Annotated in this window: 20 protein-coding genes; 7 read left to right on the plus strand and 13 right to left on the minus strand. The window is 71.4% G+C overall.

The annotated features are described in order from the left end of the window. Window positions 1-2: 2 nt before the first annotated feature. The 7 genes from AB0O44_RS12275 (at window position 3) to AB0O44_RS12305 (ending at window position 9,082) form a co-directional block, all read left to right on the plus strand. Window positions 3-1,376: a DUF6421 family protein gene (locus AB0O44_RS12275; RefSeq protein ID WP_364137698.1), complete on the plus strand. Its 1,374-nt coding sequence runs from the start codon at window positions 3-5 to the stop codon at window positions 1,374-1,376. Then, a complete protein-coding gene (locus AB0O44_RS12280) occupies window positions 1,373-2,104 on the plus strand; it encodes an SDR family NAD(P)-dependent oxidoreductase (RefSeq protein WP_364137700.1) in 732 nt (243 codons plus the stop codon). Before AB0O44_RS12275 ends, AB0O44_RS12280 begins: the two co-directional genes overlap by 4 nt. Before the next feature lie 37 nt (window positions 2,105-2,141). Next, a complete protein-coding gene (locus tag AB0O44_RS12285; RefSeq protein ID WP_364137960.1) occupies window positions 2,142-3,233 on the plus strand; it encodes a low specificity L-threonine aldolase in 1,092 nt (363 codons plus the stop codon). Between the two features lie 69 nt (window positions 3,234-3,302). Then, complete coding sequence (locus tag AB0O44_RS12290) at window positions 3,303-3,941, plus strand: DUF3000 domain-containing protein (protein ID WP_364137702.1); 639 nt, start codon at window positions 3,303-3,305, stop codon at window positions 3,939-3,941. Window positions 3,942-4,057: 116 nt separating this feature from the next. Beyond that, complete coding sequence (locus tag AB0O44_RS12295; RefSeq protein ID WP_364137704.1) at window positions 4,058-5,440, plus strand: HRDC domain-containing protein; 1,383 nt, start codon at window positions 4,058-4,060, stop codon at window positions 5,438-5,440. A gap of 238 nt (window positions 5,441-5,678) precedes the next feature. Continuing rightward, window positions 5,679-6,920 (plus strand): acetyl-CoA C-acyltransferase, encoded by a 1,242-nt coding sequence (locus AB0O44_RS12300; protein WP_364137962.1) that lies wholly within the window; start codon window positions 5,679-5,681, stop codon window positions 6,918-6,920. Continuing rightward, complete coding sequence (locus AB0O44_RS12305) at window positions 6,917-9,082, plus strand: 3-hydroxyacyl-CoA dehydrogenase NAD-binding domain-containing protein (protein ID WP_364137706.1); 2,166 nt, start codon at window positions 6,917-6,919, stop codon at window positions 9,080-9,082. Before AB0O44_RS12300 ends, AB0O44_RS12305 begins: the two co-directional genes overlap by 4 nt. 103 nt (window positions 9,083-9,185) lie before the next feature. Here AB0O44_RS12305 and AB0O44_RS12310 read toward each other — a convergent pair whose 3' ends face one another. The 13 genes from AB0O44_RS12310 to dxs all read right to left on the minus strand — a co-directional run bounded on the left by AB0O44_RS12310 (window position 9,186) and on the right by dxs (window position 22,090). Then, a complete protein-coding gene (locus tag AB0O44_RS12310; RefSeq protein WP_364137708.1) occupies window positions 9,186-9,533 on the minus strand; it encodes a VOC family protein in 348 nt (115 codons plus the stop codon). A 145-nt stretch (window positions 9,534-9,678) separates the two neighbouring features. Further along, entirely contained in the window at window positions 9,679-10,287 is a 609-nt protein-coding gene (locus AB0O44_RS12315; RefSeq protein ID WP_364137710.1) for a hypothetical protein, read from the minus strand. 7 nt (window positions 10,288-10,294) lie between these two features. Then, window positions 10,295-11,539: an ABC transporter permease gene (locus AB0O44_RS12320; protein WP_364137712.1), complete on the minus strand. Its 1,245-nt coding sequence runs from the start codon at window positions 11,537-11,539 to the stop codon at window positions 10,295-10,297. Beyond that, window positions 11,536-12,255 carry an ABC transporter ATP-binding protein gene (locus AB0O44_RS12325; protein ID WP_290258096.1) on the minus strand — a complete coding sequence of 240 codons (720 nt, stop codon included), beginning with the start codon at window positions 12,253-12,255 and terminating at the stop codon, window positions 11,536-11,538. The genes AB0O44_RS12320 and AB0O44_RS12325 overlap by 4 nt, the downstream gene beginning before the upstream one ends. A gap of 3 nt (window positions 12,256-12,258) precedes the next feature. Then, a complete protein-coding gene (locus tag AB0O44_RS12330; protein ID WP_364137714.1) occupies window positions 12,259-13,827 on the minus strand; it encodes an HlyD family efflux transporter periplasmic adaptor subunit in 1,569 nt (522 codons plus the stop codon). A 62-nt stretch (window positions 13,828-13,889) separates the two neighbouring features. Next, complete coding sequence (locus AB0O44_RS12335; protein ID WP_364137716.1) at window positions 13,890-15,464, minus strand: ABC transporter ATP-binding protein; 1,575 nt, start codon at window positions 15,462-15,464, stop codon at window positions 13,890-13,892. Further along, window positions 15,461-16,225, minus strand: coding sequence for an energy-coupling factor transporter transmembrane component T (locus AB0O44_RS12340; RefSeq protein WP_364137718.1), 765 nt, complete (start codon window positions 16,223-16,225; stop codon window positions 15,461-15,463). Before AB0O44_RS12340 ends, AB0O44_RS12335 begins: the two co-directional genes overlap by 4 nt. Window position 16,226: 1 nt before the next feature. Then, complete coding sequence (locus AB0O44_RS12345) at window positions 16,227-17,060, minus strand: ECF transporter S component (RefSeq protein ID WP_364137720.1); 834 nt, start codon at window positions 17,058-17,060, stop codon at window positions 16,227-16,229. Window positions 17,061-17,121: 61 nt separating this feature from the next. Next, window positions 17,122-18,204: a nucleoside hydrolase gene (locus tag AB0O44_RS12350; RefSeq protein WP_364137722.1), complete on the minus strand. Its 1,083-nt coding sequence runs from the start codon at window positions 18,202-18,204 to the stop codon at window positions 17,122-17,124. A gap of 44 nt (window positions 18,205-18,248) precedes the next feature. Next, window positions 18,249-19,226 carry an aldo/keto reductase gene (locus tag AB0O44_RS12355; protein WP_364137724.1) on the minus strand — a complete coding sequence of 326 codons (978 nt, stop codon included), beginning with the start codon at window positions 19,224-19,226 and terminating at the stop codon, window positions 18,249-18,251. 20 nt (window positions 19,227-19,246) lie between these two features. Beyond that, window positions 19,247-19,465: a hypothetical protein gene (locus tag AB0O44_RS12360; protein ID WP_290258105.1), complete on the minus strand. Its 219-nt coding sequence runs from the start codon at window positions 19,463-19,465 to the stop codon at window positions 19,247-19,249. 69 nt (window positions 19,466-19,534) lie between these two features. Further along, on the minus strand, window positions 19,535-20,092 hold the full coding sequence (locus tag AB0O44_RS12365; protein ID WP_364137726.1) for a hypothetical protein: 558 nt from the start codon (window positions 20,090-20,092) through the stop codon (window positions 19,535-19,537). A 24-nt stretch (window positions 20,093-20,116) separates the two neighbouring features. Beyond that, a complete protein-coding gene (dxs, locus tag AB0O44_RS12370; protein ID WP_364137728.1) occupies window positions 20,117-22,090 on the minus strand; it encodes a 1-deoxy-D-xylulose-5-phosphate synthase in 1,974 nt (657 codons plus the stop codon). Between the last annotated feature and the right edge of the window lie 7 nt (window positions 22,091-22,097).

A 22,097-nucleotide genomic window follows, 5' to 3' on the forward strand; every position in this document is an offset into this window, starting at 1 on the left:
ACGTGACCGCTACCGCCCTCACCGTTTCCGCCCCGATCACCGCCGAGTCCCCGGACTGGCAGCGCCTGAAGTCCGCCGCCACCGCCCTCCAGGCCCTGCAGATCAAGGACGGTTCGGTCCCCGAGGCCGCGGACCACGCCGCCGCCGCGGACCACGTCGCCACCATCACGGACGCCGTCGCCGCACTGGCCCCGGCCTTCCCGCACGACGCCGCCTACCTGGACCTGCTCGTCACGGATTTCCGCCGCTGGGCCGACGGCGGGTTCGGCGTCCCGGACTTCCTGGACTCGCTGCAGGCCTTCCAGCCGCAGCAGCACCGGGTCAACGGACTCCAGCACCTGGTGGTCTTCCCGATGTACACCCAGAACGGCAGCACCAACCGGCTGGTCGAAGCCGTCCTGACCGAGGTCATCTGGCCGGAATTCATCGACGGCCTCGAGGCGGGCGAGTACTCCAACAAGCTCTTCGTGCCGATCCGCTTCCTCGACTTCACCCCCGGCTACGACACCAACTCCGCGGTGCTCTTCCCGGAAACCGTCGCCGTCCGCGAGACCCCCACCTTCACCTGGGGCGCCATCTTCGCCGACCGTGAGGCCGCCCGCTTCCGCCGGGTGCTGCGCGCCGCCGCGGAGATCACCTCTTTGGAGCTGCCGGCCGACGCCGCGGCCCTGCTCGAGGACCAGGAGCTGACCCAGGAAACCTTCGTGATGTGGGACCTGATCCACGACCGCACCCACATGCGCGGCGACCTGCCCTTCGACCCGTTCATGATCAAGCAGCGCATGCCCTTCTTCCTCTACTCCCTGGAGGAACTCCGCTGCGACCTGACCGCCTTCCGCGAATCCGTGAAGATCGAAAAGGACGAGGACGCCGATCCGGAGGCCCGCCGGCACGCCAAGCTGGTGCAGTACGCCGTGATCTTCGACCGCATCTTCCGCTTCGCCATCACCGGCAGCCGGGTCCGCAACTACGACGGCCTCGGCGGCCAGCTGCTCTTCGCCTGGATGCACCAGCACCGTGTCCTGCACTGGACCGACAGCAAGCTCAGCATCGACTGGGACGAGGCCGCCGACGTCGTCGTCGAACTCGGCGCCCGGATCGAGGAACTCTACTGGCGCTCCATCGACCGTCCCAAGACCGCCCACTGGCTGGCCGCATATGAGCTCATCTCCTCGACCGTCACGCCCAACCCGGCCTCGGTCTGGGCGAAAGGCCCGGAGGCGCTCCCCCTGGACGGCCCGCCGCGCGGCCTGACCGACCAGGTCCTGGACGATGAGTTCCCGCTCTCGATGTTCTACGAGGCGCTGGAGAAGAAGATGCGCACCGTCATCGAGTCCACCGCGGGCATCACCGGCACCTCCGAAACCGCCGCATGAGCGCTGACGTGCTGAACGTCCTGGTCGCGGGCGGCAGCGGCGCCTCCGGCATCGCCGTCGCCCGCGCCCTCCGCGGCGCCGGGCACGCGGTCTTCACCGTCGGCTCCGACGCCGCCCGGATCACGGCCGCCGCGGCCGCCGCCGGGGAGGGCGTAGTTCCGCTGACCTGCGACCTGGCCGACCCGGCCGCCGTCGCCGCCCTGCGCGAGGACCTCGCCGGGCGGGGCGTCCGGCTCGACGGCGTCATCCACCTGGTGGGCGGCTGGCGCGGCGCCAAGGGCATCGCGGACCAGCCGGATGAGGACTGGGACTTCCTGGAACGGAACGCCGTGACCACGCTCCGCAACGTCAGCCGCGCCTTCTACGACGACCTCGCCGCCTCCGGCACCGGCCGGCTGGCGATGGTCTCGTCCACCACCGCGGCCGCCCCGACCGCGGGCGCGGCCAGCTACGCCGCGGCCAAGGCCGCCGCCGAGGCCTGGACCCTGGCCGTGGCCGACGGCTTCCGGCGGGACCAGTCCGGCCACAAGGAACACCCGGTGGAACAGCACAGCGCCGCGGCGGTCTTCGTGGTCAAGTCGCTGGTTGACGACGACATGCGCGCCGCGGCGCCGGAGCGGAAATTCCCGGGCTACACGGACGTCGCCGACCTGGGCGCCGCCGTCGTCCGGCTCTTCGACACCCCTGCCGGGGAACTCAACGGCCGGCGCCTGCCGCTTAGCCGCTGAACCGGCACCTGCCTACACTGAAAGCGTGAACGAAACGATGACCAGCGCGGTCCACACCCCCGAACAAGCACCCACGATCGCCCGGCTGCACAACCCCGCGGTCCGCGGCTTCGCCTCCGACAACTACTCCGGCGTGCACCCCGAGGTGCTGGCCGCCCTGGCCGCCGCCAACGAGGGCCACCAGGTCTCCTACGGCGAGGACGACTACACCGCCCGCCTCCAGCAGCTGATGGAGGAACACTTCGGCACCGGCATCGAGTGCTTCCCGGTCTTCAACGGCACCGGCGCGAACGTGCTCTCCCTGCAGTCGCTGCTGCCCCGCTGGGGTGCGGTCATCTGCGCTTCCACCGCCCACATCAACATGGACGAGAACGGCGCCCCGGAGCGGATCGGCGGCATCAAGCTGCTGCAGGTCCCGACGCCGGACGGCAAACTGACCCCTGCGTTGATCGACCAGGAGGCCTGGGGCTGGGGCGATGAGCACCGCGCCCAGCCGCTGGCCGTCTCCATCACCCAGACCACCGAACTGGGCACCTGCTACACCCCGGAGGAAGTCCGGGCCATCGCCGAGCACGTGCACGCCAAGGGCATGAAACTGCACATGGACGGCGCCCGGCTGGCCAACGCCGCCGCCCACCTGGGCGTGCCGCTGCGCGCCTTCACCCGCGACGCCGGCGTCGACATCCTCTCCTTCGGCGGCACCAAGAACGGCCTGCTGTTCGGCGAGGTGGTGGTGGCCCTCAACCCCGAGGCCGCCCACGGCCTGATCTACCTGCGCAAGATGAACATGCAGCTCGCCTCCAAGATGCGGTTCATGTCCGCGCAGTTCATTGCCCTGCTGGAGGGCGACCTGTGGCTGCGATCCGCCTCGCACGCCAACGCCATGGCGGCCCGGCTGCGCGCCGGCGTCGAGTCCGTCCCCGGTGTCGAGCTGAGCCAGAAGACCGAGTCCAACGGCGTCTTCGCCATCCTGCCTCCCGGCGTGGCGGACCGGCTCCGCGCCTCGTTCCGGTTCTACGACTGGGACGAAGCGCGGCGCGAGGTGCGCTGGATGTGCTCCTTCGACACGACCGAGGACGACGTCGATGCCTTTGTCGCCGCCATCCGGCACGAACTCGCGGACCACTAGGCGTCCCTCCGCTCCGGCCCGGCGGCGAGCCTGCCCGGCCGGGGCGGACCCCGTGCTTACCCTGTCCCTGTGACTGCACTCGACCAGGCGCCGGCGGATTTCCTCTTCGCCCTGGGCACCCTCCGCGAAGCCCGCTGCCGCAGCGAATTGCGTCTCGACGAGATCCCCGCCCCCGCCCGGCTGGCCCCCTTCGCCGTCGCCCTCGGCGCCGAGGTAGTGGGACCCGGCGACGGGGCACCGGTCCACGGCCCCGCGGCTGCGGCGCTGCCACCGGCCGCCGGGAGCGACGACGTCGAACTCGCCACCGGGCGCTTCATCCTCCTGCACGACCCGGACGGTTCCGAGGTCTGGGACGGCGAATTCCGGATCGTCACCTACATCCGCGCCCAGCTCGAACCCGACATGGGCAACGACGAAATGCTCGGCTCCGTGGCCTGGACGTGGTTGGTCGAGGCGCTGGAAAACCACCGGGCCCCGTACCGCTCCGCCGGCGGGACCGCCACCCGCGTCCTCTCGGAAAGCTTCGGCACGCTGGCGGACCGTCCCGGCACCATCGACATCGAGCTGCGGGCCTCCTGGACCCCGGAGGGACGGGACATCGGCGCCCACCTGGAGGCCTGGGCCGACATGGTCTGCACCTTCGCCGGACTGCCGCCGCTTCCCGAGGGCGTGGCCGTGCTCCCGCGCCGGCGCCCCCGGCTCGCCTGAGCACCCCTCCGGCGCCCCTGGGAGCACCGTTTACGCCCCTTGCCGGACCCTGCCGCGGTGTCCCGTCAAGCGGCTTTCGGCCTGCTCAGCGGGGTTATCGGTAAACTGGAGTTACCATGACCGCTCAGATACCGGACTCCAGCCCCGCAGACACGGCTGACGCACCAGCCGCCGCCCCCACCGCCGCCGCCACAGCGGGCGGCACGCCGGAGCCCGGAGGAGCCGAGCACATCACCGTCGAGGGCTTCGACAGCCTGGTTCCCGCGGTCATCGACCTGGACGCCCCGCGCGACGGCGTCCCCCTCGTGATCGAAACGCAGGCCGGCCTGGAACGGTGCGCAGCGGCCCTCGCCGCCGGCCACGGCCCCGCCGGCGTCGACGCCGAACGGGCCTCCGGCTTCCGCTACGGCCAGCGGGCCTTCCTGGTCCAGATCCGCCGCGAGGGGGCCGGAACCTGGCTGATCGACCCGGAACCCTTCCGCGACCTGACCATCATCAACGACGCGCTCCGCGGCGTGGAATGGATCCTGCACGCGGCAAGCCAGGACCTCCCCTGCCTCTCCGAGCTGGGCATGTGGCCGGACAAACTCTTCGACACCGAACTCGCCGCCCGGCTGGCCGGACTTCCCCGGGTGGGCCTGGCCGCCGTGATCGAACAGCTCCTGGGCTTCGGCCTGGCGAAGGAACACTCCGCCGCAGACTGGTCCACCCGGCCGCTGCCCGAGCCCTGGCTGCGCTACGCCGCCCTCGACGTCGAGGTCCTCACCGAGCTCCGTGAGGAACTGATCGAACTGCTGACCGCGGACGGCAAGCTGGAGTACGCCGAGCAGGAGTTCACCGCGATCCTTGAGGCCGGACAGGCGCCGCCGCGGGTGGACCCGTGGCGCAAGACCTCCGGCCTGCACCAGATCCGCGACCGCCGGCAACTCGCAGCGGTCCGCGAACTCTGGCTCGAACGTGACTCCCTGGCCCAGAAGCGCGACGTCGCCCCCGGCCGGCTGATCCCCGATTCCTCCCTGGTGGCCGCGGCCAAGGCGATGCCCACCACGGTCCCGCAGCTGCTGGGCACCAAGGGCTTCCACGGCCGTGCCGCCCAGCGCGAGGCCCCGCGCTGGCTCCGCTGCATCAGCACCGCCCGCAACCTTGAGGACCTGCCTCCGCTGCACCTGCCCACCAACGCTCCCCCGCCGCCGCGCGTCTGGGCCGATCGTGACCCCGAGGCCGCGGCACGCCTGGCCACCGCACGTCCCCGGCTCCAGGCGCTGGCCGAGGAACTGAACCTGCCGGTGGAGAACCTGCTCACCCCCGACTTCCTGCGCCGCGTGGCCTGGCGCCCGCCGGCCGAGGTCAGCGAGGAGGGCATCGCCGAGGAGTTGCAGAACCTCGGCGCCCGCCAGTGGCAGATCGAGCTCACCGCCGGGCTGATCGCGGACTCGTTCCTCAACCCGCAGCCGCTGCCGCCCAAGGAACCCAAGCCGGTCACGCCGCCCGCCGTCTGACGGTATGGAGACACTCCGACGTCATTGAACGCTCCGACATCGTTGAACAGGCTCCTTGCTTGTGATGTTACTCACGAGTAACATTGCTAGCGATGCCGCCAGGGCCGTCCTGCGCACCAGCCGTCACCGGCCGCGGGGACGGGCCCGGCACCCCTGTCTCAATGAGGAGTTACACGTGAGCCAAGACAGCCCCAGCGGAGCCCGCAGCAGCGGCACCCCCCGCTCCGCCCACCGCGCCGTGCGCGACGTCGTCTTCGTCGACGGCGTGCGCACCCCGTTCGGCCGCGCCGGCGAGAAAGGCATCTACGCCGGGACCCGCGCCGATGACCTGGTGGTCAAGTGCATCCGCGAGCTGATGCGCCGCAACCCCTCCCTCCCGGCCGGGCGGATCGACGAGGTTGCCATCGCCGCGACCACGCAGACCGGTGACCAGGGCCTGACGATCGGCCGCACCGCGGCCCTGCTTGCCGGCCTGCCCCGCACCGTTCCCGGCTTCGCCATCGACCGCATGTGCGCGGGCGCCATGACCGCCGTGACCACCACGGCCAGCGGCATCGGCTTCGGCGCCTATGACGTCGTCATCGCCGGCGGCGTCGAGCACATGGGCAACCACCCGATGGGCGCCGGCGCGGACCCGAACCCGCGGTTCATGTCCGAGCGGATCGTGGACCCCGCCGCCCTGAACATGGGCAACACGGCCGAGAACCTGCACGACCGGTTCCCCGCCATCACCAAGGAGCGCACCGACGCCTACGCCGTCGCCTCCCAGGACAAGCTCGCGGCGGCCTACGCCAAGGAGCAGATCCAGCCGGACCTGGTCCCCGTGGCCACCATGAAGCCGGGCCAGGGCTGGACCGTGAACTCCGTGGACGAGCCTCCCCGCCCCGGCACAACGGTCGAGGACCTCGCCGGGCTGCGCACGCCGTTCCGCGCGCACGGCCGGGTCACCGCCGGCAATGCCGCCGGCCTCAATGACGGCGCCACCGCCGCACTGCTGGCCTCCGCCGACGCCGCCGAGGAACTGGGCCTGCCGGTCAAGATGCGCCTGGTCAGCTACGCCTTTGCCGGCGTCGAACCCGAGGTCATGGGCATCGGCCCGGTCCCGGCCACCGAAAAGGCGCTGAAGAACGCCGGCCTCGGCATCGAGGACATCGGCCTGTTCGAGATCAACGAGGCCTTCGCCGTGCAGGTGCTCAGCTTCCTGGACCACTTCGGGATCGCCGACGACGACCCCCGGGTCAACCGATACGGCGGCGCGATCGCCGTCGGCCACCCGCTGGCCTCCTCGGGCGTGCGCCTGATGAACCAGCTGGCCCGACAGTTCGAAGAGGACCCGTTCGTCCGCTACGGCATGACCACCATGTGCATCGGCCTCGGCATGGGCGCCACCGTCATCTGGGAGAACCCGCACCACGCCGACTACGGCACCGAGACCACCACCACGGGCGACACCGCCACCGAGACGGGAGCAGCAGTATGAGCGCCGCCGATTTCCAGAAACTAGCCACCCTGTTTCCGAACGAGACGGTGACCCACTCCTACGTCCAGGACATCGAGCTTCCAGCCGTGAACGGCACCAGCCCGGGCACGTTCGCGCTGGTCACCCTGGACAACGGCCTGGACCACTCCAAGCCCACCACCCTGGGCCCGAACACCCTGGTGGAGCTGGGCACCGTCCTCGAAGGCCTGCGCGAGCGGGCCGCCCGCGGCGAGATCGTCGGCGTCGGCGTCACCGGCAAGCCGTACTTCCTGGTCGCCGGCGCGGACCTGTCCACGGTCAAATCGGTCAGCGGCCGCGAGCAGGGCCTCTGGATGGCCCAGCTGGGCCACGAGGTCTACTCCACCCTGGCGAACCTGGGCGTGCCGAGCTTCGCGTTCATCAACGGCCTGGCCCTGGGCGGCGGGCTGGAGATCGCGCTGCAGTCCACCTACCGCACGGTGTCCACCGGCGCGGGCGCCCTGGCGCTGCCGGAGGCGTTCATCGGCCTGGTTCCGGGCTGGGGCGGCGTGTACATCCTGCCGCGGCTGATCGGGCCGGAGAACGCCGTCAAGGTGATGATCGAGAACCCGCTGAGCAACAACCGCACCCTGACCGGCCCGCAGGCCTTCGACCTCGGCGTCGCGGACGCGATCTTCGAACCGGCCGACTTCGTGGAGCAGTCCGTGGCCTGGGCCGCGAAGGTGATCGCCGGCGTCGAAACCCCGGCACGCGCCTCCGCCGTCGACCCCGCGGATCCCGCGGTCGCCGAGCGCTGGGCCGGCGCGGTCGCCGCGGGGCGGGCGTTCGTGGAGGCCAAGACCTCCAACGCCTCCCCCGCCCCGGCCAAGGTCCTGGACGTCCTCGAGGCCAACCGCACCATGACCCAGGCCGAGTCGGCCGAGCTGGAGTGCGAGACCCTCGCCGACCTGATGCAGACAGACGAGTTCCGCTCCACCGTGTACGCCTTCCTGGACCTGGTGCAGCGCCGGGCCAAGCGGCCCGCAGGCGCCCCGGACCGCAAGCTTGCCCGGCCGGTGACCAAGGTCGGCGTCGTCGGCGCGGGCCTGATGGCCGGCCAGCTGGCGCTGCTGTTCGCCCGCCAGCTCAAGGTCCCCGTAGTGATGACGGACATCGACCAGGCCCGCGTGGACAAGGGCGTCACCTACGTCCACGGCGAGGTGGACAAGCTGCTGGCGAAGAAACGGATCAGCCCCGACGCCGCGAACCGCACCAAGGCACTGGTCAGCGGTTCGGTGTCCAAGGAAGCCTTCGCCGACGCCGACTTCGTGATCGAGGCTGTCTTCGAAGAACTCAACGTCAAGAAGCAGGTGTTCAAGGAGGTCGAGGCGATCGTCTCGCCCGAGTGCATCCTGGCCACCAACACCTCCTCGCTCTCGGTCACCGCCATGGCGGAGGACCTGGAGCACCCGGAACGCCTGGTGGGCTTCCACTTCTTCAACCCGGTGGCCGTGATGCCGCTGCTGGAGATCGTCCGGGCGCCGAAGACCGACGACGCCGTCCTGGCCACCGCGTTCGTCCTCGCCAAGGGACTCAAGAAGTCCGCCGTCCTCGTCAAGGACGCCGCGGCGTTCGTGGTCAACCGGATCCTGCTGCGGCTCATGGGCGAGGTCACGGCCGCGTTCGACGAGGGCACCCCGGCCGATGTCGCGGACAACGCCCTGCGCCCGATGGGCCTGCCGATGACGCCGTTCGTCCTCGGCGCCATGGTGGGACTGCCGGTCGCGCAGCACGTCCAGGAATCCCTGCACGCGGCCTTCGGCGACCGCTTCCCGGTCTCGAAGAACCTGCAGGCCCTGATCGACAACGGCGTGACCTCCGTCTGGGACCCCGCCTCCGTGAAGGCCGGCTCCCCCCGCATCCCCGAGGAAACGCTGGCGCTGATGAGCTTCGGCGACTCGCCCTCGACCGGCGAGGACGTGCTGCGCCGGGTGCAGGACGCCTTGGCCGAGGAGATCGGGCTGATGCTCTCCGAGGGCGTCGTGGCCGGGCCGGAGGACATCGACCTCTGCATGATCCTGGGTGCCGGCTGGCCGATGTTCCTGGGCGGCATCACCCCCTATCTGGACCGGGTGGGCGCCTCGGAGCGGGTCAACGGGAAGAAGTTCCTGCCCGCGGGCGTGGCCTCGGAGCCGGCCGCGTAGGCTGCCGGATCACCCGGCAACCAAACGCCGCCGTTCCCTGCCTTTCCGGGCAGGGAGCGGCGGCGCTTTGCCTTCGGACCCTACCGTTGCAGCAGCTGGCGGCCTAGCACTCGCACACCATGAGCAGGTTGCCGTCCGGGTCGCGGAAGGTGAACCACCGGCCGTCCGTGATGTCCATGACTTCCCCGCCGAGGCCGGTCAGGTGGCGGTGGGCGGCGTCGATGTCGCCGGTGTTCAGGTGGAAGGCCGGCGCCCGGAACACCGCGTCCGGGGAGAAGATTTTGCTGTCCAGGACCAGCCCGGCGCCGGTCATCGGCAGCAGGTAGAGGTGGCCGAAGAGAATCTCACCGTCCGCCGGTACGCCCAAGAGGCCGCAGTACCAGTCCCTCGCGGCCGCGATGTCGCTGACGGGGACGAAGACGGCGCCGATCTCGGCGCGGACAGGATTCATGGGCGGCGGACCTCCGGTTGATTGATGCGCCTCTCCTCGGGACGGGAGAGGGATAGGAAACTGCCCCGCACTCTACCGGGAGGGGCGGACCGCACCGCGGAAGCCCGTACGGTGCGCCGGAACGTTCGGCACCACCGGGACCGCCCTACTTGCTCCCGCCCTGGGCCGGCGCCGACGACTGCCCGCCCGCGCCGGTTCCACTGCCGCCGGCGGTGCCGGTGGTCCCGCCGGTGCCCGTCTGTCCGCCGCGGCGGCCCTGGCCCGGCGTCGTGCTACCGGCGCCTCCGCCGTTCTGGGATCCGGCGTTGCCGCCGTTCTGGAAGGTTCCGAAGGTGGCCCGCTGGGAGCGGTTGCCGGCGTCGATCTGTTTCTGCACGGCCGAGCCCGCGAACATGCCGCCGGCCACGAGGGCGACGCAGACGAGGATCTTGGTGGACCGGCCCATGACGTAGCGGCTGCGCGGGACGAACGGCTCATCCGCGGCGTCCGTGAGGTCCGGGGAAACCGCCGGAAGCGCCTCGGTCCCGGTAGCCGGCGCGGAAGTAGCCGGCGCGGCAGTGGCAGGAGCTTCGGCGGGCAGCGCGTCCGTGGCCGGGTGCGGACCTCCCCAGGACCCGGTCTCCGCAGTCACCGGCAGCGCCTGGGTGCCGGCCGCTTCGGCGGCCGTGCCCCCAAGGTCGGCCCCGCCGTCGTTCTCCCCAACGGTCCCGCGGCGGCGGCGTGCGCCCTCGGCGCCGGCAAATACGTTCTTCATGGCTGTCCTATTCGTAGCGGAGGGCGTCGATGGGCCGCAGCTTCGCGGCCTTGTTGGCGGGATAGACACCAAAGACCAGGCCGATCACGGCGGAGACGGCCAGCGAGAGCCACACCGTCCATGGCTGGACCTCGGGCTGCACACCGAGCACCGGGAAGGCGCTGCCGGCGAACCCGATCACGATCCCGGCCACACCGCCGATCACGGAGATGATCAGCGACTCGATCAGGAACTGGGCGACGATGCTGCCGCGGGAGGCGCCGATCGCCTTGCGGATGCCGATCTCCCGCGTCCGTTCGGTGACGGTGACCAGCATGATGTTCATGACGCCGATGCCGCCCACCAGCAGGCTGATCGCCGCCACGGCGCCCAGCAGGATGGTCAGGGTCTGGGTGGTGTTGGTGGCGGTGGTAAGGATCTGTGCCTGGTTCCGGATCTGGTAATCGCGGTTGGTCGCATCCACGCCGTGCCGGGCGTCCAGGATCATCTGCAGTTCGTTCTGCGCCTGGTTCATCACATCCGCGGACGCCGCCTGGACCGTGATCGAGGCAAGCGTCGGCGCGTAGCCGGTGAACTTGCTCTGCGCCGTCGAGAGCGGGACCACCACGATGTCATCGGGATCGTTCAGGCCGGAGGAGCCCTTGGCGGTGAGCACCCCGGACACGGTGAAGTTCTGCCCGTTGAGCTGGATGGTCTGGCCGACGGCGGAGGCGGTGGAGGCGCCGAAGAGGTCCGAGGCCACCGTGGCGCCGATCACCGCGACCGGAGCGGCCCCCTGCTGGTCCGCGTCGGTGAAGAGGCTGCCGGCGGCCACCGTGCTGTTGCTGATGGTGAAGTAGGGCGCCGTGGTGCCGAGGAAGCTCGCCACAGAGTGCGTGGCGTTGTTGTACGTCCCGGTCACCCCCTGTGCCTGCACGATCGGCGCGGTGCGGGCGACGTCGGGCGCCAGCACCGGGTCCGTCAGCGCCTTCTCGTCGTCCAGGGTGAGGTTGGTGCTCCTGGTCCGGGTGCCGCTGACCGCGGTGCCGGCCCCGGCCCGTCCGCCCACCGACGTGGAGCGGCTGACGGTCAGCACGTTGGTGCCGAGTTTGCCGATCTGCGCCTTGATGGCGTTGCTGGTGCCGGCGCCGACGGCGAGCAGGACGATCACCGCGGCGATGCCGATGAGGATGCCCAGCGTGGTGAGCACCGAGCGCAGCTTGTTGGCCGCGACGCCGGCCAGGGCGAAGCGCGCGGACTCCAGGAGGCTCACTGCGCCGCCGCCAGGGCGGGGACGCGGAGCGGACGCTGCCGGACGTCGGAAATGATCCGCCCGTCCTGCATCCGGACCACGCGGCCGGCGCGCTCCGCCACGTCCATCTCGTGGGTGATCATGACGATGGTGCGGCCGGCCGCGTGCAGCCGTTCGAACAGGTCCAGGATCTCGTCGGAGGACCGGGAATCGAGGGCGCCGGTGGGTTCGTCGGCGAGGAGCAGCACGGGGTTGGTGACCAGCGCCCGGGCGATCGCCACGCGCTGCTGCTGGCCGCCGGAAAGCTGGGAGGGTTTGTGGTCGGCGCGGCTGGCGAGGCCGACGGCGTCGAGCATCGCCAGCGCCCGGGTGTGCCGTTCCTGCCGGCCGACGCCCGCGTAGGCGAGCGGCATGGCCACGTTGTCCGCGGCTTTGGTGCGGGAGATGAGGTTGAAGTTCTGGAAGACGAAACCGATCTTGCGGTTGCGGATCTGCGCCTGCTGGTACTCGTCCAGGTCAGCGGTGCGGATGCCGTCGAGGAAGTAGCCGCCCGAGGTGGGGGCGTCCAGGCAGCCGATGATGTTCATCATGGTGGATTTGCCGGACCCGGAGGCGCCGATGATGGCCACGAAGTCACCGCGCTCGATTCCGATGCTGACGCCGTCCAGGGCCCGGACCTCGGCCTCTCCCCTGCCATAGACCTTGCTGACGTTGGTCAGCTCGATGACCGCCGCCATGGCCTACTGGCCGCCGTTCCGGCTGCCGCCGCCGCGGGTGCCGCCGCCGAACCCGGCCCCGCCAAAGCCGGCGCCGCCCTGCTGGGTGGTCCCGGTGCCGCTGTCCAGGGTATTGGAGATGGCGGGCAGCTCGATCTGGTCGCCCTCGGAGAGCCCGGTCAGGATCTGGGTCCTGCCGTTGGCGGTGATTCCGGTGGTGACCTTGGTGGGGGTGGTGACGCCGTTCCGGGTGACGTTAACGGTCTGCCGGTCGCCGCTGGTGGTCACCGCGAGGCTCGGGACCAGGAGCGCGTTGTCCGCGACGGCGGTGGTGACGGTGATGTTGGCGCTCTGGCCCAGGCGCAGGCCCGCGGGCGGGTTGGCGATGGACACGGTCACCGGGTAGGTTACGACGCCGTTGGTGGTGCTGGAGGTCTGCGCGATGGAGACCACCTTGCCGGTCACCGGTGCGGCGGTGGCCGGCTGGGCGTTGCCTTGGGCGTTCAGGGCCGGGAAGACGAACTGGGCGGTCTGCTCCGGCTTCATGGCGGCGATGTCCGACTCGGAGAACCCGGCCACCACCTGGAGGTGCGTGGTGTCGCTGATGGTGACCAAGCCCGCGGAGGAGCCGCCGCTGGCCGCGGTGGTGCTGCTGCCGGCGGAGGCGGCGGACCCGCCCGACGTCCCGCCGCTGCTTGCGCCGCTTCCGGTGGACCCCGCCGCCGCGGAGCCCGAGCCGCCGGAGGACCCGGCGAGGGCGCCCACCGTCGCGTTGACGGCGGTGACCGTGCCGGCAGCCGGGGCGTTGACGTTGCAGGAGGCCAGGTTGGCCTGCGCGGTCTCCACAGCCACCTGGGCACTTGTGATGTTGGTACCGCCGGCGGAGGCCGCGGAGTTCTGGGCGTTACCCAGCGCGGTGGAGGCGGTGGCGAGCTGCTGCTTGTCCTTGAGCTGGGTGGAGGAGGACTGGTTCTGCGCGTTGGTGAGCGCCTGCTGATCCTTGGCGAGCTGGTTCTGGGCCGCGACGACGGGGTCCGTCCAGTTGGCCGGTTTGGGGTTGGGCACCGGCTGCGTCTGGGCCGCGGTGACGGCGGCGTTGTCCGCGTCCACGGCCTTCTGCGCCGCCGCCACGGCCGCGGCCTGCTGGGCGGCGTCCAGGTTGGCGGACTGCTGGGCGTTGACGAGGCTCTGGTTCGCCGAGGACACCTGCCCGGCGGCACTGACCTCCTGCTGGTTGGCCTGCGCGGTGACGGAGGCGAGCTGGGCCTCGGCGGTCTTGAGCGCGTTCTGGGCGTTGGTGGGATCGATGGTCAGCAACTGCTGGCCCGCGGCGACCTGTTGGCCGGCGGCGGCGCTGACGGAGATGATGGCGCCGGTGCAGTTCTGGGCGTTGACCACGGTGGTGGTGGCGGAGGTGACGTTGCCCGAGGCGGTGGCCACCGAGGAGATGCCGGCCTTGGTCACCGCAACCGTCCGCACCGAGGCGGCCGGGGTGGTGGACCCTGCGGCCGTGACGGAGAGGTAGGTGCCCGCTCCGAGCGCCAGAATCAGGGCGCCCAGGGCAGAGTTGATGACAAGGGTTTTTGAGGTCATGGCTGGACGGTATCGGCCGTGGCTGGGGGAATACCGGGAAAAGGGTTGGAGATCGCCAGCGATCAGGGCGCGGGCCGCCGCCACGTCTCCCGGAGCCTCCCGCCGTCGAGTTCCAGGACCCGGTGTGCGACCGCCCGTGCGTAGGCGGCGTCGTGCGTGACCAGCAGGACTCCCGTGCCGCGTGCGGCCGCGTCCGTGACGGCGGCATGCAGCCGGTCCAGGCCGTGCCGGTCGAGGCCGACGGTGGGTTCGTCGAGCGCCAGCAGGGCCGGGCGGCGGGCAATCACGGTGGCCAGGGCCAGGAGCCGCTGCCGGGACGAGGGCAGCTCGGCGGGGTGCGCGGCGGCGGCGCCGGCCAGGCCGACGGCGGTGAGGGCGTCCATGGCGCGCGCCGTGGGGTCTCCGTCCGGGCCGGCCAGCCGGCGCAGGCCGAAGCCAACCTCGCGCAGCACGGTCCGTTCGAACAGCTGGTCCCGGGGCTGCTGGAAGAGCAGGCCCACCGAGTCCGCCACCCGGCCGGCCGGGACCCCGGCGATGGGATCGCCGAGGACCCTGACCTCACCCTGTCGCGGCCGCAGGAGCCCGTTGGCCAGCCGCAGCAGGGTGGACTTCCCGGCGCCGTTGGGGCCGGTCACGGCGACGATCTCGCCGGGCACGACCGCGAGGTCGAGCCCGCGCAGCAGCGGAGGGGTGCCGGCATCGTCCGCCTGCTCACTGCCGAGCCGGGGCGGGGTGGCCCGGAGCCGGGACAGCAGGCGCCTCGAACGCGCCGGGCCGGTGCCGCCGGGCGCGTAGCCGAAGCCGACGTCCCGCAACTCCAGGACGGGGGCGGCGGCAGGGTCGACCGGCGCCGGGTGCCGGACTCCCCCGGCCGCGTCGCCCGCCAGGACCCCGGCGTCCCGGAGCACCTGCCCCGGGATGTCGTAGGGCTCCCCGGCCGCCACGGCCGTTCCATCCGCCAGGACCAGCCAGTGGGCGGCGCTGCGGGCGAGCCCGTCGGCGGCCTGTCCGAGCACGACGACGGCGGTCCCGGCCGCCCGGAGGTCGCCCACCAGGCGCGCGATGCCCTGGGCCCCGGCCGGGTCCAGCGAGGCGAGCGGTTCGTCCAGGATCAGCACCTCGGGCTCGCCGATCACGGCGCAGGCGACGGCCAGGCGTCGCAGTTCGCCGCCGGAGAGCCGTTCCGGGTTCCGTTCCAGCAGGCCGCCGAGTCCGGTCCGTTCGGCCGTGAGGGCCACCCGCCGGAGCATCTCGGGGCGGGGCACACCGCGGTTCTCCAGGCCGAAGGCAAGTTCCTCCGCCACGGTGTGGCGGACGGTGGAGAGCATGGTCGCGGCGTCCTGCGGCACGTAGCCCACCCGGACGGACCAGGCGGCGGGGTCGATCCGGGGGTCGCCGTCCTCGCCGGTGAATTCCAGGCGTTCCCCGCCGAGCGCCAGGCCGCCGCGGAGGGTGCCCGCGGAGCCGGCGCGGAGCCAGCCGGCTAGGATCTTGCCGAGGGTGGTCTTGCCGCTGCCGGAGCCGCCGAGGACGGCGGTGAGGGTGCCCGGCCGCAGGGTGAGGTCGACGTCGCGCAGCGCCGGAGCGTTGTCGCCGTGATAGCTGAAGCCACGGATCTCGGCGGCAAGGAGGCTCATGCTCCAGCCCCCAGCAAGCCAATAGCCAACCAGCCGCCGGCAAGCCGGACCGCAACGGCCGCGGCCGCGATCAGCAGGGCACAGGCGCGGAACACCCGCTGCCCGACCGGGTCCTCGAGTTCCCGGTAGCTGGTCCGCGGGCCCGGGTTGCCGAAGCCGCGCGCGTCCAGGGCCTGGGCACGGAGGCCGGCGTCGTCCACGAGGGCCAGGACCAGCGGGACAGCCTGCAGCCGGGCGGCAACCAGCCGGGAGAGGAAGCCGCCGGAGACCACCAGGCCGCGGGCTTCCTGGGCCTGCCGGATGCGTTCCAACCGGGCGGCCATCCCGGGCGCCAGCGTCAGGGCGGAGGCGAGCACGAAGCTGAACTGTGGCGGGATCCGCCGGGCGGCGAGGGCGGCCAGCAGGTCGGGCACGCTGACGGTGAAGGAAAACAGCAGCAGCACCAGCACCGAGGCGGTGGTGCGGGTGGCCAGCTCGAGGGCGAAGGCAAGACCTTCGGTGGTGACCCGGGCCGGTCCCCACTCGGCCAGGACTGTGCGTCCCTCGGGAAAGAAGAGCCCGTGCAGCACCAGCAGGGAGAGCAGGAGCGGGGCGAGGATCACCGCCGCCGAGCCGAGCACCCGTCCGGCCACGCCGGCCCCCGCGGCCAGCAGCGCCGCACCGGCGGCGACCGCCAGGGACAGCGGCCAACTGCCGGCCGCCGTCGTCACGACGGCGGTGCAGGCCGCCGCCGTGAGCGCGGTGAGCGGGTGCAGCCGCACCCTAGGCGTCGGGCGCGGCCGGGGCCTTGCCGGCCAGGACCCGGAAGCGGCGGACGAAGGGGAACTGGAAGGTGGTGCGGCGCGGCAGGGCGTAGGCCAGGAGGGCGGCGATGGTGAAGACGATCGCCTTGTCCATCGGGTCCGAGATCAGGGCCTGCTTGGTGATGGCGGCCAGCAGGGTGTCCCCCATGACCCGGAAGGCGCTGACCAGGGCGCCGGTGCCCAGGCCGGCGGTGCCGCCGTAGACGAAGGCCGCGATGGGCGCGGAGACGACGCCGGCGAGGATGCCGGTGACGAACCCGGCCACGGGCGCAAGGTAGAAGCGGCGGAACAGCCCGGCGCGGGCGGCCATGCCGGCGAGGAAGCCGATCAGCGCGGCGCCGGCGGCGAACGGCAGGACGGTGGGGTTAAAGAAGGACCAGATGATGCTGCCCAGGACGCCGGTGGCGGCGCCCGCGGCCGGTCCGGCGAGGACCGCGACCAGGACGGTACCCACCGCGTCGATGTAGAACGGTAGCCCGGTGGTGCCGATCAGCTGGCCGAGGACGACGTTGAGCACGATCGCCACCGGCATCAGCACCAGGGTGGAGGTGGGCAGGGTCGGCAGGACGGCCACGAGCAGCAGCACGGCGCCGAGCAGGAAGCCGCCCAGGGCCACGAGGGCGGAGGCGCTGGTGGGGCCGTCGGCCAGTTCCACGGGCTGGGTCAGGACCAAGTAGACGTAGGTGGCGGCGATGGCCACGGCGCCGACGATCTCCAGCAGCAGGCGACGGCGGCCGCGGGGTTCACCGTCGCGGGGTCTGGTCGCGGGGAGAGTCAGGGGCTGCTGTGACATGGGGATCCTTCGGCTGGGGTCGGCAAAGTCCGCCTGATGTCACCTCGGCGCAGCTACCATCTTAGCCTTTTCGGACCCTGGTGACCGGCCCGGGGTTCGGGCTGGGATCCGGCCCGGGGTTCGGCATCGGTTCCGGGCCCAGGGTGCGGGCCAGCGCCCCGACCGAGCCGACCAGCTCGGCGAAGCAGGCATCGGGGTCGTTGCCGGAGACAATCCGGGCGTTCGGCGGCAGCCCCCAGAGTCCGCGGAAGTCCGCCACCGTGGTTCCCATCAGCAGCGGCGAGTCCGTTTCGACGTCGACCGTCGCCAGCCGGGTGCTGAATGGGGTCCGCCCGGCGGCGGCGCAGGCGGCGAACGCGTCGTGCACGTGCGCCACGTAGCCCTGGTCGTAGAGCCGGTGGAACTCCATGTAGAACCGGAGTGCGTCCGAAAGGCAGGCCACCAGCGGATTCGCGGCGGTGCTGCGCAGGCCCTCGGGCTGCTCCGGCAGCACCAGCTCCGGCGCTGGCAGCCCGGCGGCCTCCCCCAGCCGCCGCAGGTGTTCGGGCCGCATCTCGATCCGTTCCGTGGTTTCCAGTGCGCAGACAATCGGCAGCTTGTCCTCGGGCAGGCCACGATAGGCCGCGTAGACCTCCTTGGCCGCGTGCGGGTCCACGTGGGTGTTCCACTCCGCTGTCGGCGTCGTGTTGCCCTGGTAGTAGAAGCTGCCGCCCATGATCACGAGGGTCTTCAGCAGCCGCGGCAGCTCCGGTTCCCGGCGCAGGGCCAGGGCGAAGTTGGTCAGCGGACCGGTGATCAGGCCGGTGAGCTCGCCGGGATGGGCGCGGGCCTCCTCGATCCAGAGGTCGACGGCGTGCCGGTCCGAGATGGGCCGGGCCGGGGCGGGGAGCTCGGCGTAGCCGATCCCCTGCGGCCCGTGGGTTTCCTCGGTGGTGACCAGAGGGACCTGCAGCGGGACCTCTGCGCCGGTAGCCACCTCGATCCCGCTGCGGCCGCAGAGTTCCAGCAGCGAGAGGGTGTTCAGCGCCACCTGCCGGGCACCCACGTTCCCGGCGGTGCAGGTGATGGCGTGCACCTCCACCTCGGGGCGGGAGAGCAGGTAGACGATGGCGAGGGCGTCGTCGATCCCGGTGTCGACGTCCATCAGGATGCGGGGACCGGCGGCCGGGGCGCCGGGGACGGGCTCGCTCAGAACAGGGCAACCTTCGGCGTGCGCGGGAAGATCTCGTCCAGCTCGGCCCGTTCGGCGGCGTCAGGGACCCAGGCGACGGCCGCGGCGTTCTGCCGGACCTGTTCGGGGCGGGTGGCGCCGGCGATGACGCTGCTGACCGAGGGCTGGGCGGCGAGCCAGGAGAATGCGACCTGGATCTCGGTGAGGTCCCGTTCCGCGGCGAAGGCGGAGAACCGGCCCAGCTGGTCCCAGTCGGCGTCGTTGACCAGGTTGGTGCGGGTGTGGCTCAGGCGCGAGCCCTCGGGGGCCTGGCCCTTGGCGTACTTGCCGGTCAGCAGGCCGTTGGCCAGCGGGAAGTAGGGCAGGACGCCCAGGCCGTAGGCCTCCGCGGCGGGGGTGACTTCCTGTTCGGCACGGCGGTCCAGCAGGTTGTAGTGGTTCTGGCTGGAAATGAAGCGGGCGCCGCCGCGGGCGCGGGCCACGTATTCGGCCTCGGCGATCTGCCAGCCGGCGCGGTTGGAGTGGCCGATGTAGCGGACCTTGCCGCTGGTCACGAGCTCGTTGAGCGCTTCGAGGGTCTCCTCGATGGGGGTGTGCGGGTCCGGGGTGTGGAACTGGTAGAGGTCGATCCAGTCGGTGCCGAGCCGGCGCAGGGAGGCCTCCACGGCGCGGATGATGTACCGGCGGGAGCCGCGGGCGCCGAAGTCGTTGCCGTTGGCGCCGTTCATGTCGAGGCCGAACTTGGTGCCGATGACGGCGTCGTCGCGACGGCCGGCGAGGGCCTTGCCCAGCATGGTTTCGCTCAGGCCCGGTTCGCGGCCGTAGACGTCGGCGACGTCGAAGAAGGTGATGCCGGCGTCGAGCGCGGCGTGGACGACGGCGTCTGTTCCCTCCTGCGTCTCGGTGGCGGTGCCGGCCCGGCCCAGGTTGTTGCAGCCGAGGCCTACGGCGGAGACGGTCAGTCCGGAATTTCCTACGCGTCGGTAATCAGTCATGGAATTCAGCCTATAACGGCCTACCCGGCGGGGAGTTCCAATCCGTGCTCGTCCATGGCGTCCTGCAGCTGGGCCAGGGTGCGCGGGCAGATGCCCGGCATGCCGGCGAGCTGGCGGCGGCCCAGCGGGACCAGGTGTTCCAGCGTCTCCACCCCGGCGTGCGCCAGGGAGCGGCGGGCCGGAGCGGCCAGTCCCGCGGGGAGAGGGGTGCTGCCGGGTCGTGGGGATTTGCGCGTCATTGCGTGTCCTTCCAGTCGCTGCCCCCAATTCCAGGTGAGCCGGGTCCGGCTCCGTGCAGGTGCCGCCGGCTACAGCGAGAAGCTGGAGGACGGCTTGGCGGAGTGTTTCAGTTTATAGTCCGTGGAGCCATAAGGCGCCGCCCCGATGCTGAGTTTGGTGAAGTCCAGGGCCTCGCCGCGGATGCAGACCTTGATCGCGTTGACCGTTTTGGCCACGTCCGGGGTCAGGCAGAAGATGTTCAGCTTGGCGTCCGAGAACTCGGACCGGTCCACCACGCCCAGGCCGCGCCAGGCCAGGTGGCTGATCAGCGCGTCCTTGGCCTTCTCCTCGAGGTAGCGGTCCCGGCTGGTGCCCTCCTTGGTCTTGAGGGCGTACTGGGCCACCACCCAGGACTGCTCCTCCTCGGGGATCTCGGCGTAGCCGTCCTCGGCGCATTGGGCGGCGAAGGCCTCCATGAGGGATTCGCCGGCGTCCGGGTCGGCGACCTCGGTCTCCTCGGTCTTGCTCTGGTGTCCTACCACGCCGTGGTTCATCACGAACTCGGAGTATTCCTCGTCGATCCAGGCCTCCCGGAAGTGCAGGACCCCTTCCTCGTCGCGCTTGTAGACGCGGATGATGCCGCTCATGCTGTGTGTCCTTTGGTGGTTCGGTCAGAGGATCGGCAGGCTGCCGGTGCTGGGGTGTTCCTGGCCGGGCAGCGGGCGCGCGAACGGCACCTTCGTGCCGAGGACCTGGGCCACGACGTCGTGCGTGATCTGCTGGGCGGTCAGGCCGACGCGTTCGAGTACCTGGCTGCGGGTGCCGTGGTCCAGGAATTCGACCGGCAGGCCAACCTCGTTCAGGGCGGTGTCGACGCCGGCGGCGCGCATCTCCTGGCGGATCCGGGAGCCGACGCCGCCGGCCCGGACGCCGTCCTCGATGCAGATGACCAAGCGGTGGTGGGAGGCGAGGGCGATCACCGAGGCGGGCACGGGCAGCACCCAGCGCGGGTCGATGACGGTGGAGCTGATGCCCTGCGCCCCGAGCCGGCCGGCGACGTCGAGGGCCAGCTCGGACATGGCGCCGACGCTGACGATCAGCACGTCGTTGTCAGTGGAGCCGGCGGGCCGGCGGGCGAGCACGTCCACGCCGTCGGCCAGGCGTTCGAGCGCCTCGACCTCGGCGCCGACGCTGCCCTTGGAGTAGCGCAGCACGGTGGGGGCGTCCTCGATGGCGACGGCCTCCCGGAGTTCTTCCTTCAGCCGGGTGGCGTCGCGCGGGGCGGCCAGGTGCAGGCCGGGGACGATCTGAACCATCGCCATGTCCCACATCCCGTGGTGGCTGGCGCCGTCGGGCCCGGTGACGCCGGCGCGGTCCAGGACCACGGTGACGCCGGCCTTGTGCAGGGCCACGTCCATCAGCAGCTGGTCGAAGGCGCGGTTGAGGAAGGTGGCGTAGACGGCCACCACGGGGTGCAGGCCGCCGAAGGCCATGCCCGCGGCGGAGGTGAGGGCGTGCTGTTCGGCGATGCCGACGTCGAACACGCGCTCCGGGTGCCGCGCGGCGAACTTGTGCAGGCCCACGGGGATCAGCATGGCGCCGGTGATACCCACGATGTCCTCGCGCTCGTCCGCGATGTCGGCGATCTCGTCGGCGAAGACGGAGGTCCAGGACTTGGCGCCGCCGGCCTCGGTGGGTTCGCCGGTTTCCGGGTCGATGATGCCGACGGCGTGGAACTGGTCCGCCTCATGGGCGCGGGCCGGGGCGTAGCCGTGGCCTTTCTCGGTCATGGCGTGCACGATCACGGGCCCGGCGTAGTTCTTGGCCGTGGAGAGGGCGTTTTCCATCGCCTGGAGGTTGTGGCCGTCCACGGGGCCGATGTACTTCATGCCGAGGTCCTCGAACATGCCCTGCGGGGCCCACCAGTCCTTGATGCCCTTCTTCATGGCGTGGAGGCTCTTGTAGGTGAACTGGCCCACCGGGCCACCGCTCTGCAGCCGCTTCTTCCACCAGTCCAGGGCACCCTCGTAGGCGGGGGCGGCACGGAGTGAGTCGATGGTGGGGCGCAGCGAGGCGAGGTAGTCGGCGAGGCCGCCGACGGTCGGGGCATAGGACCGGCCGTTGTCGTTGACGACGATCACCACGCGGCGCTTCTTGTCCGCGGCGATGTTGTTCAGGGCCTCCCAGGCCATGCCGCCGGTGAGGGCGCCGTCGCCGACGACGGCGATCACGTACCGGTCGCCGTCGCCGGTAAGCCGGCGGGCGCGGGAGATGCCGTCCGCCCAGGACAGCGAGGAGGAGGCGTGGGAGCTTTCGACGATGTCGTGCTCGGACTCGCCGCGGTCCGGGTAGCCGGAGAGGCCGCCCTGCTGGCGGAGGGTGCTGAAGTCCTGCCGTCCGGTGAGGAGTTTGTGCACGTAGGACTGGTGTCCGGTGTCGAAGACGATGCTGTCGCGCGGCGAGTCGAAGATGCGGTGCACGGCGATGGTGAGTTCGACGACGCCGAGGTTCGGCCCGAGGTGACCGCCCGTCTGGGACACATTGCCGATCAGAAATTCCCTGACCTCGGCGGCCAGCTGGTCCAGCTGCGCCTGGGACAACGTGTTCAGGTCCTGCGGACTCCGGATGCTCTCCAAGATTCCCAACGGCCCT

Source organism: Arthrobacter sp. NPDC080082 (genome assembly GCF_040686595.1).
Taxonomy (GTDB): domain Bacteria; phylum Actinomycetota; class Actinomycetes; order Actinomycetales; family Micrococcaceae; genus Arthrobacter.

Coding starts and splice junctions, on each gene's coding strand:
- AB0O44_RS12305 (WP_364137706.1), top strand. CDS start 6,917: ATGAGCGCCGCCGATTTCCAGAAACTAGCCACCCTGTTTCCGAACGAG.
- AB0O44_RS12295 (WP_364137704.1), top strand. CDS start 4,058: ATGACCGCTCAGATACCGGACTCCAGCCCCGCAGACACGGCTGACGCA.
- AB0O44_RS12285 (WP_364137960.1), top strand. CDS start 2,142: ATGACCAGCGCGGTCCACACCCCCGAACAAGCACCCACGATCGCCCGG.
- AB0O44_RS12335 (WP_364137716.1), bottom strand. CDS start 15,464: ATGAGCCTCCTTGCCGCCGAGATCCGTGGCTTCAGCTATCACGGCGAC.
- AB0O44_RS12330 (WP_364137714.1), bottom strand. CDS start 13,827: ATGACCTCAAAAACCCTTGTCATCAACTCTGCCCTGGGCGCCCTGATT.
- AB0O44_RS12350 (WP_364137722.1), bottom strand. CDS start 18,204: ATGGACGTCGACACCGGGATCGACGACGCCCTCGCCATCGTCTACCTG.
- AB0O44_RS12325 (WP_290258096.1), bottom strand. CDS start 12,255: ATGGCGGCGGTCATCGAGCTGACCAACGTCAGCAAGGTCTATGGCAGG.
- AB0O44_RS12280 (WP_364137700.1), top strand. CDS start 1,373: ATGAGCGCTGACGTGCTGAACGTCCTGGTCGCGGGCGGCAGCGGCGCC.
- AB0O44_RS12310 (WP_364137708.1), bottom strand. CDS start 9,533: ATGAATCCTGTCCGCGCCGAGATCGGCGCCGTCTTCGTCCCCGTCAGC.
- AB0O44_RS12355 (WP_364137724.1), bottom strand. CDS start 19,226: ATGACTGATTACCGACGCGTAGGAAATTCCGGACTGACCGTCTCCGCC.
- AB0O44_RS12360 (WP_290258105.1), bottom strand. CDS start 19,465: ATGACGCGCAAATCCCCACGACCCGGCAGCACCCCTCTCCCCGCGGGA.
- AB0O44_RS12345 (WP_364137720.1), bottom strand. CDS start 17,060: ATGTCACAGCAGCCCCTGACTCTCCCCGCGACCAGACCCCGCGACGGT.
- AB0O44_RS12315 (WP_364137710.1), bottom strand. CDS start 10,287: ATGAAGAACGTATTTGCCGGCGCCGAGGGCGCACGCCGCCGCCGCGGG.
- AB0O44_RS12365 (WP_364137726.1), bottom strand. CDS start 20,092: ATGAGCGGCATCATCCGCGTCTACAAGCGCGACGAGGAAGGGGTCCTG.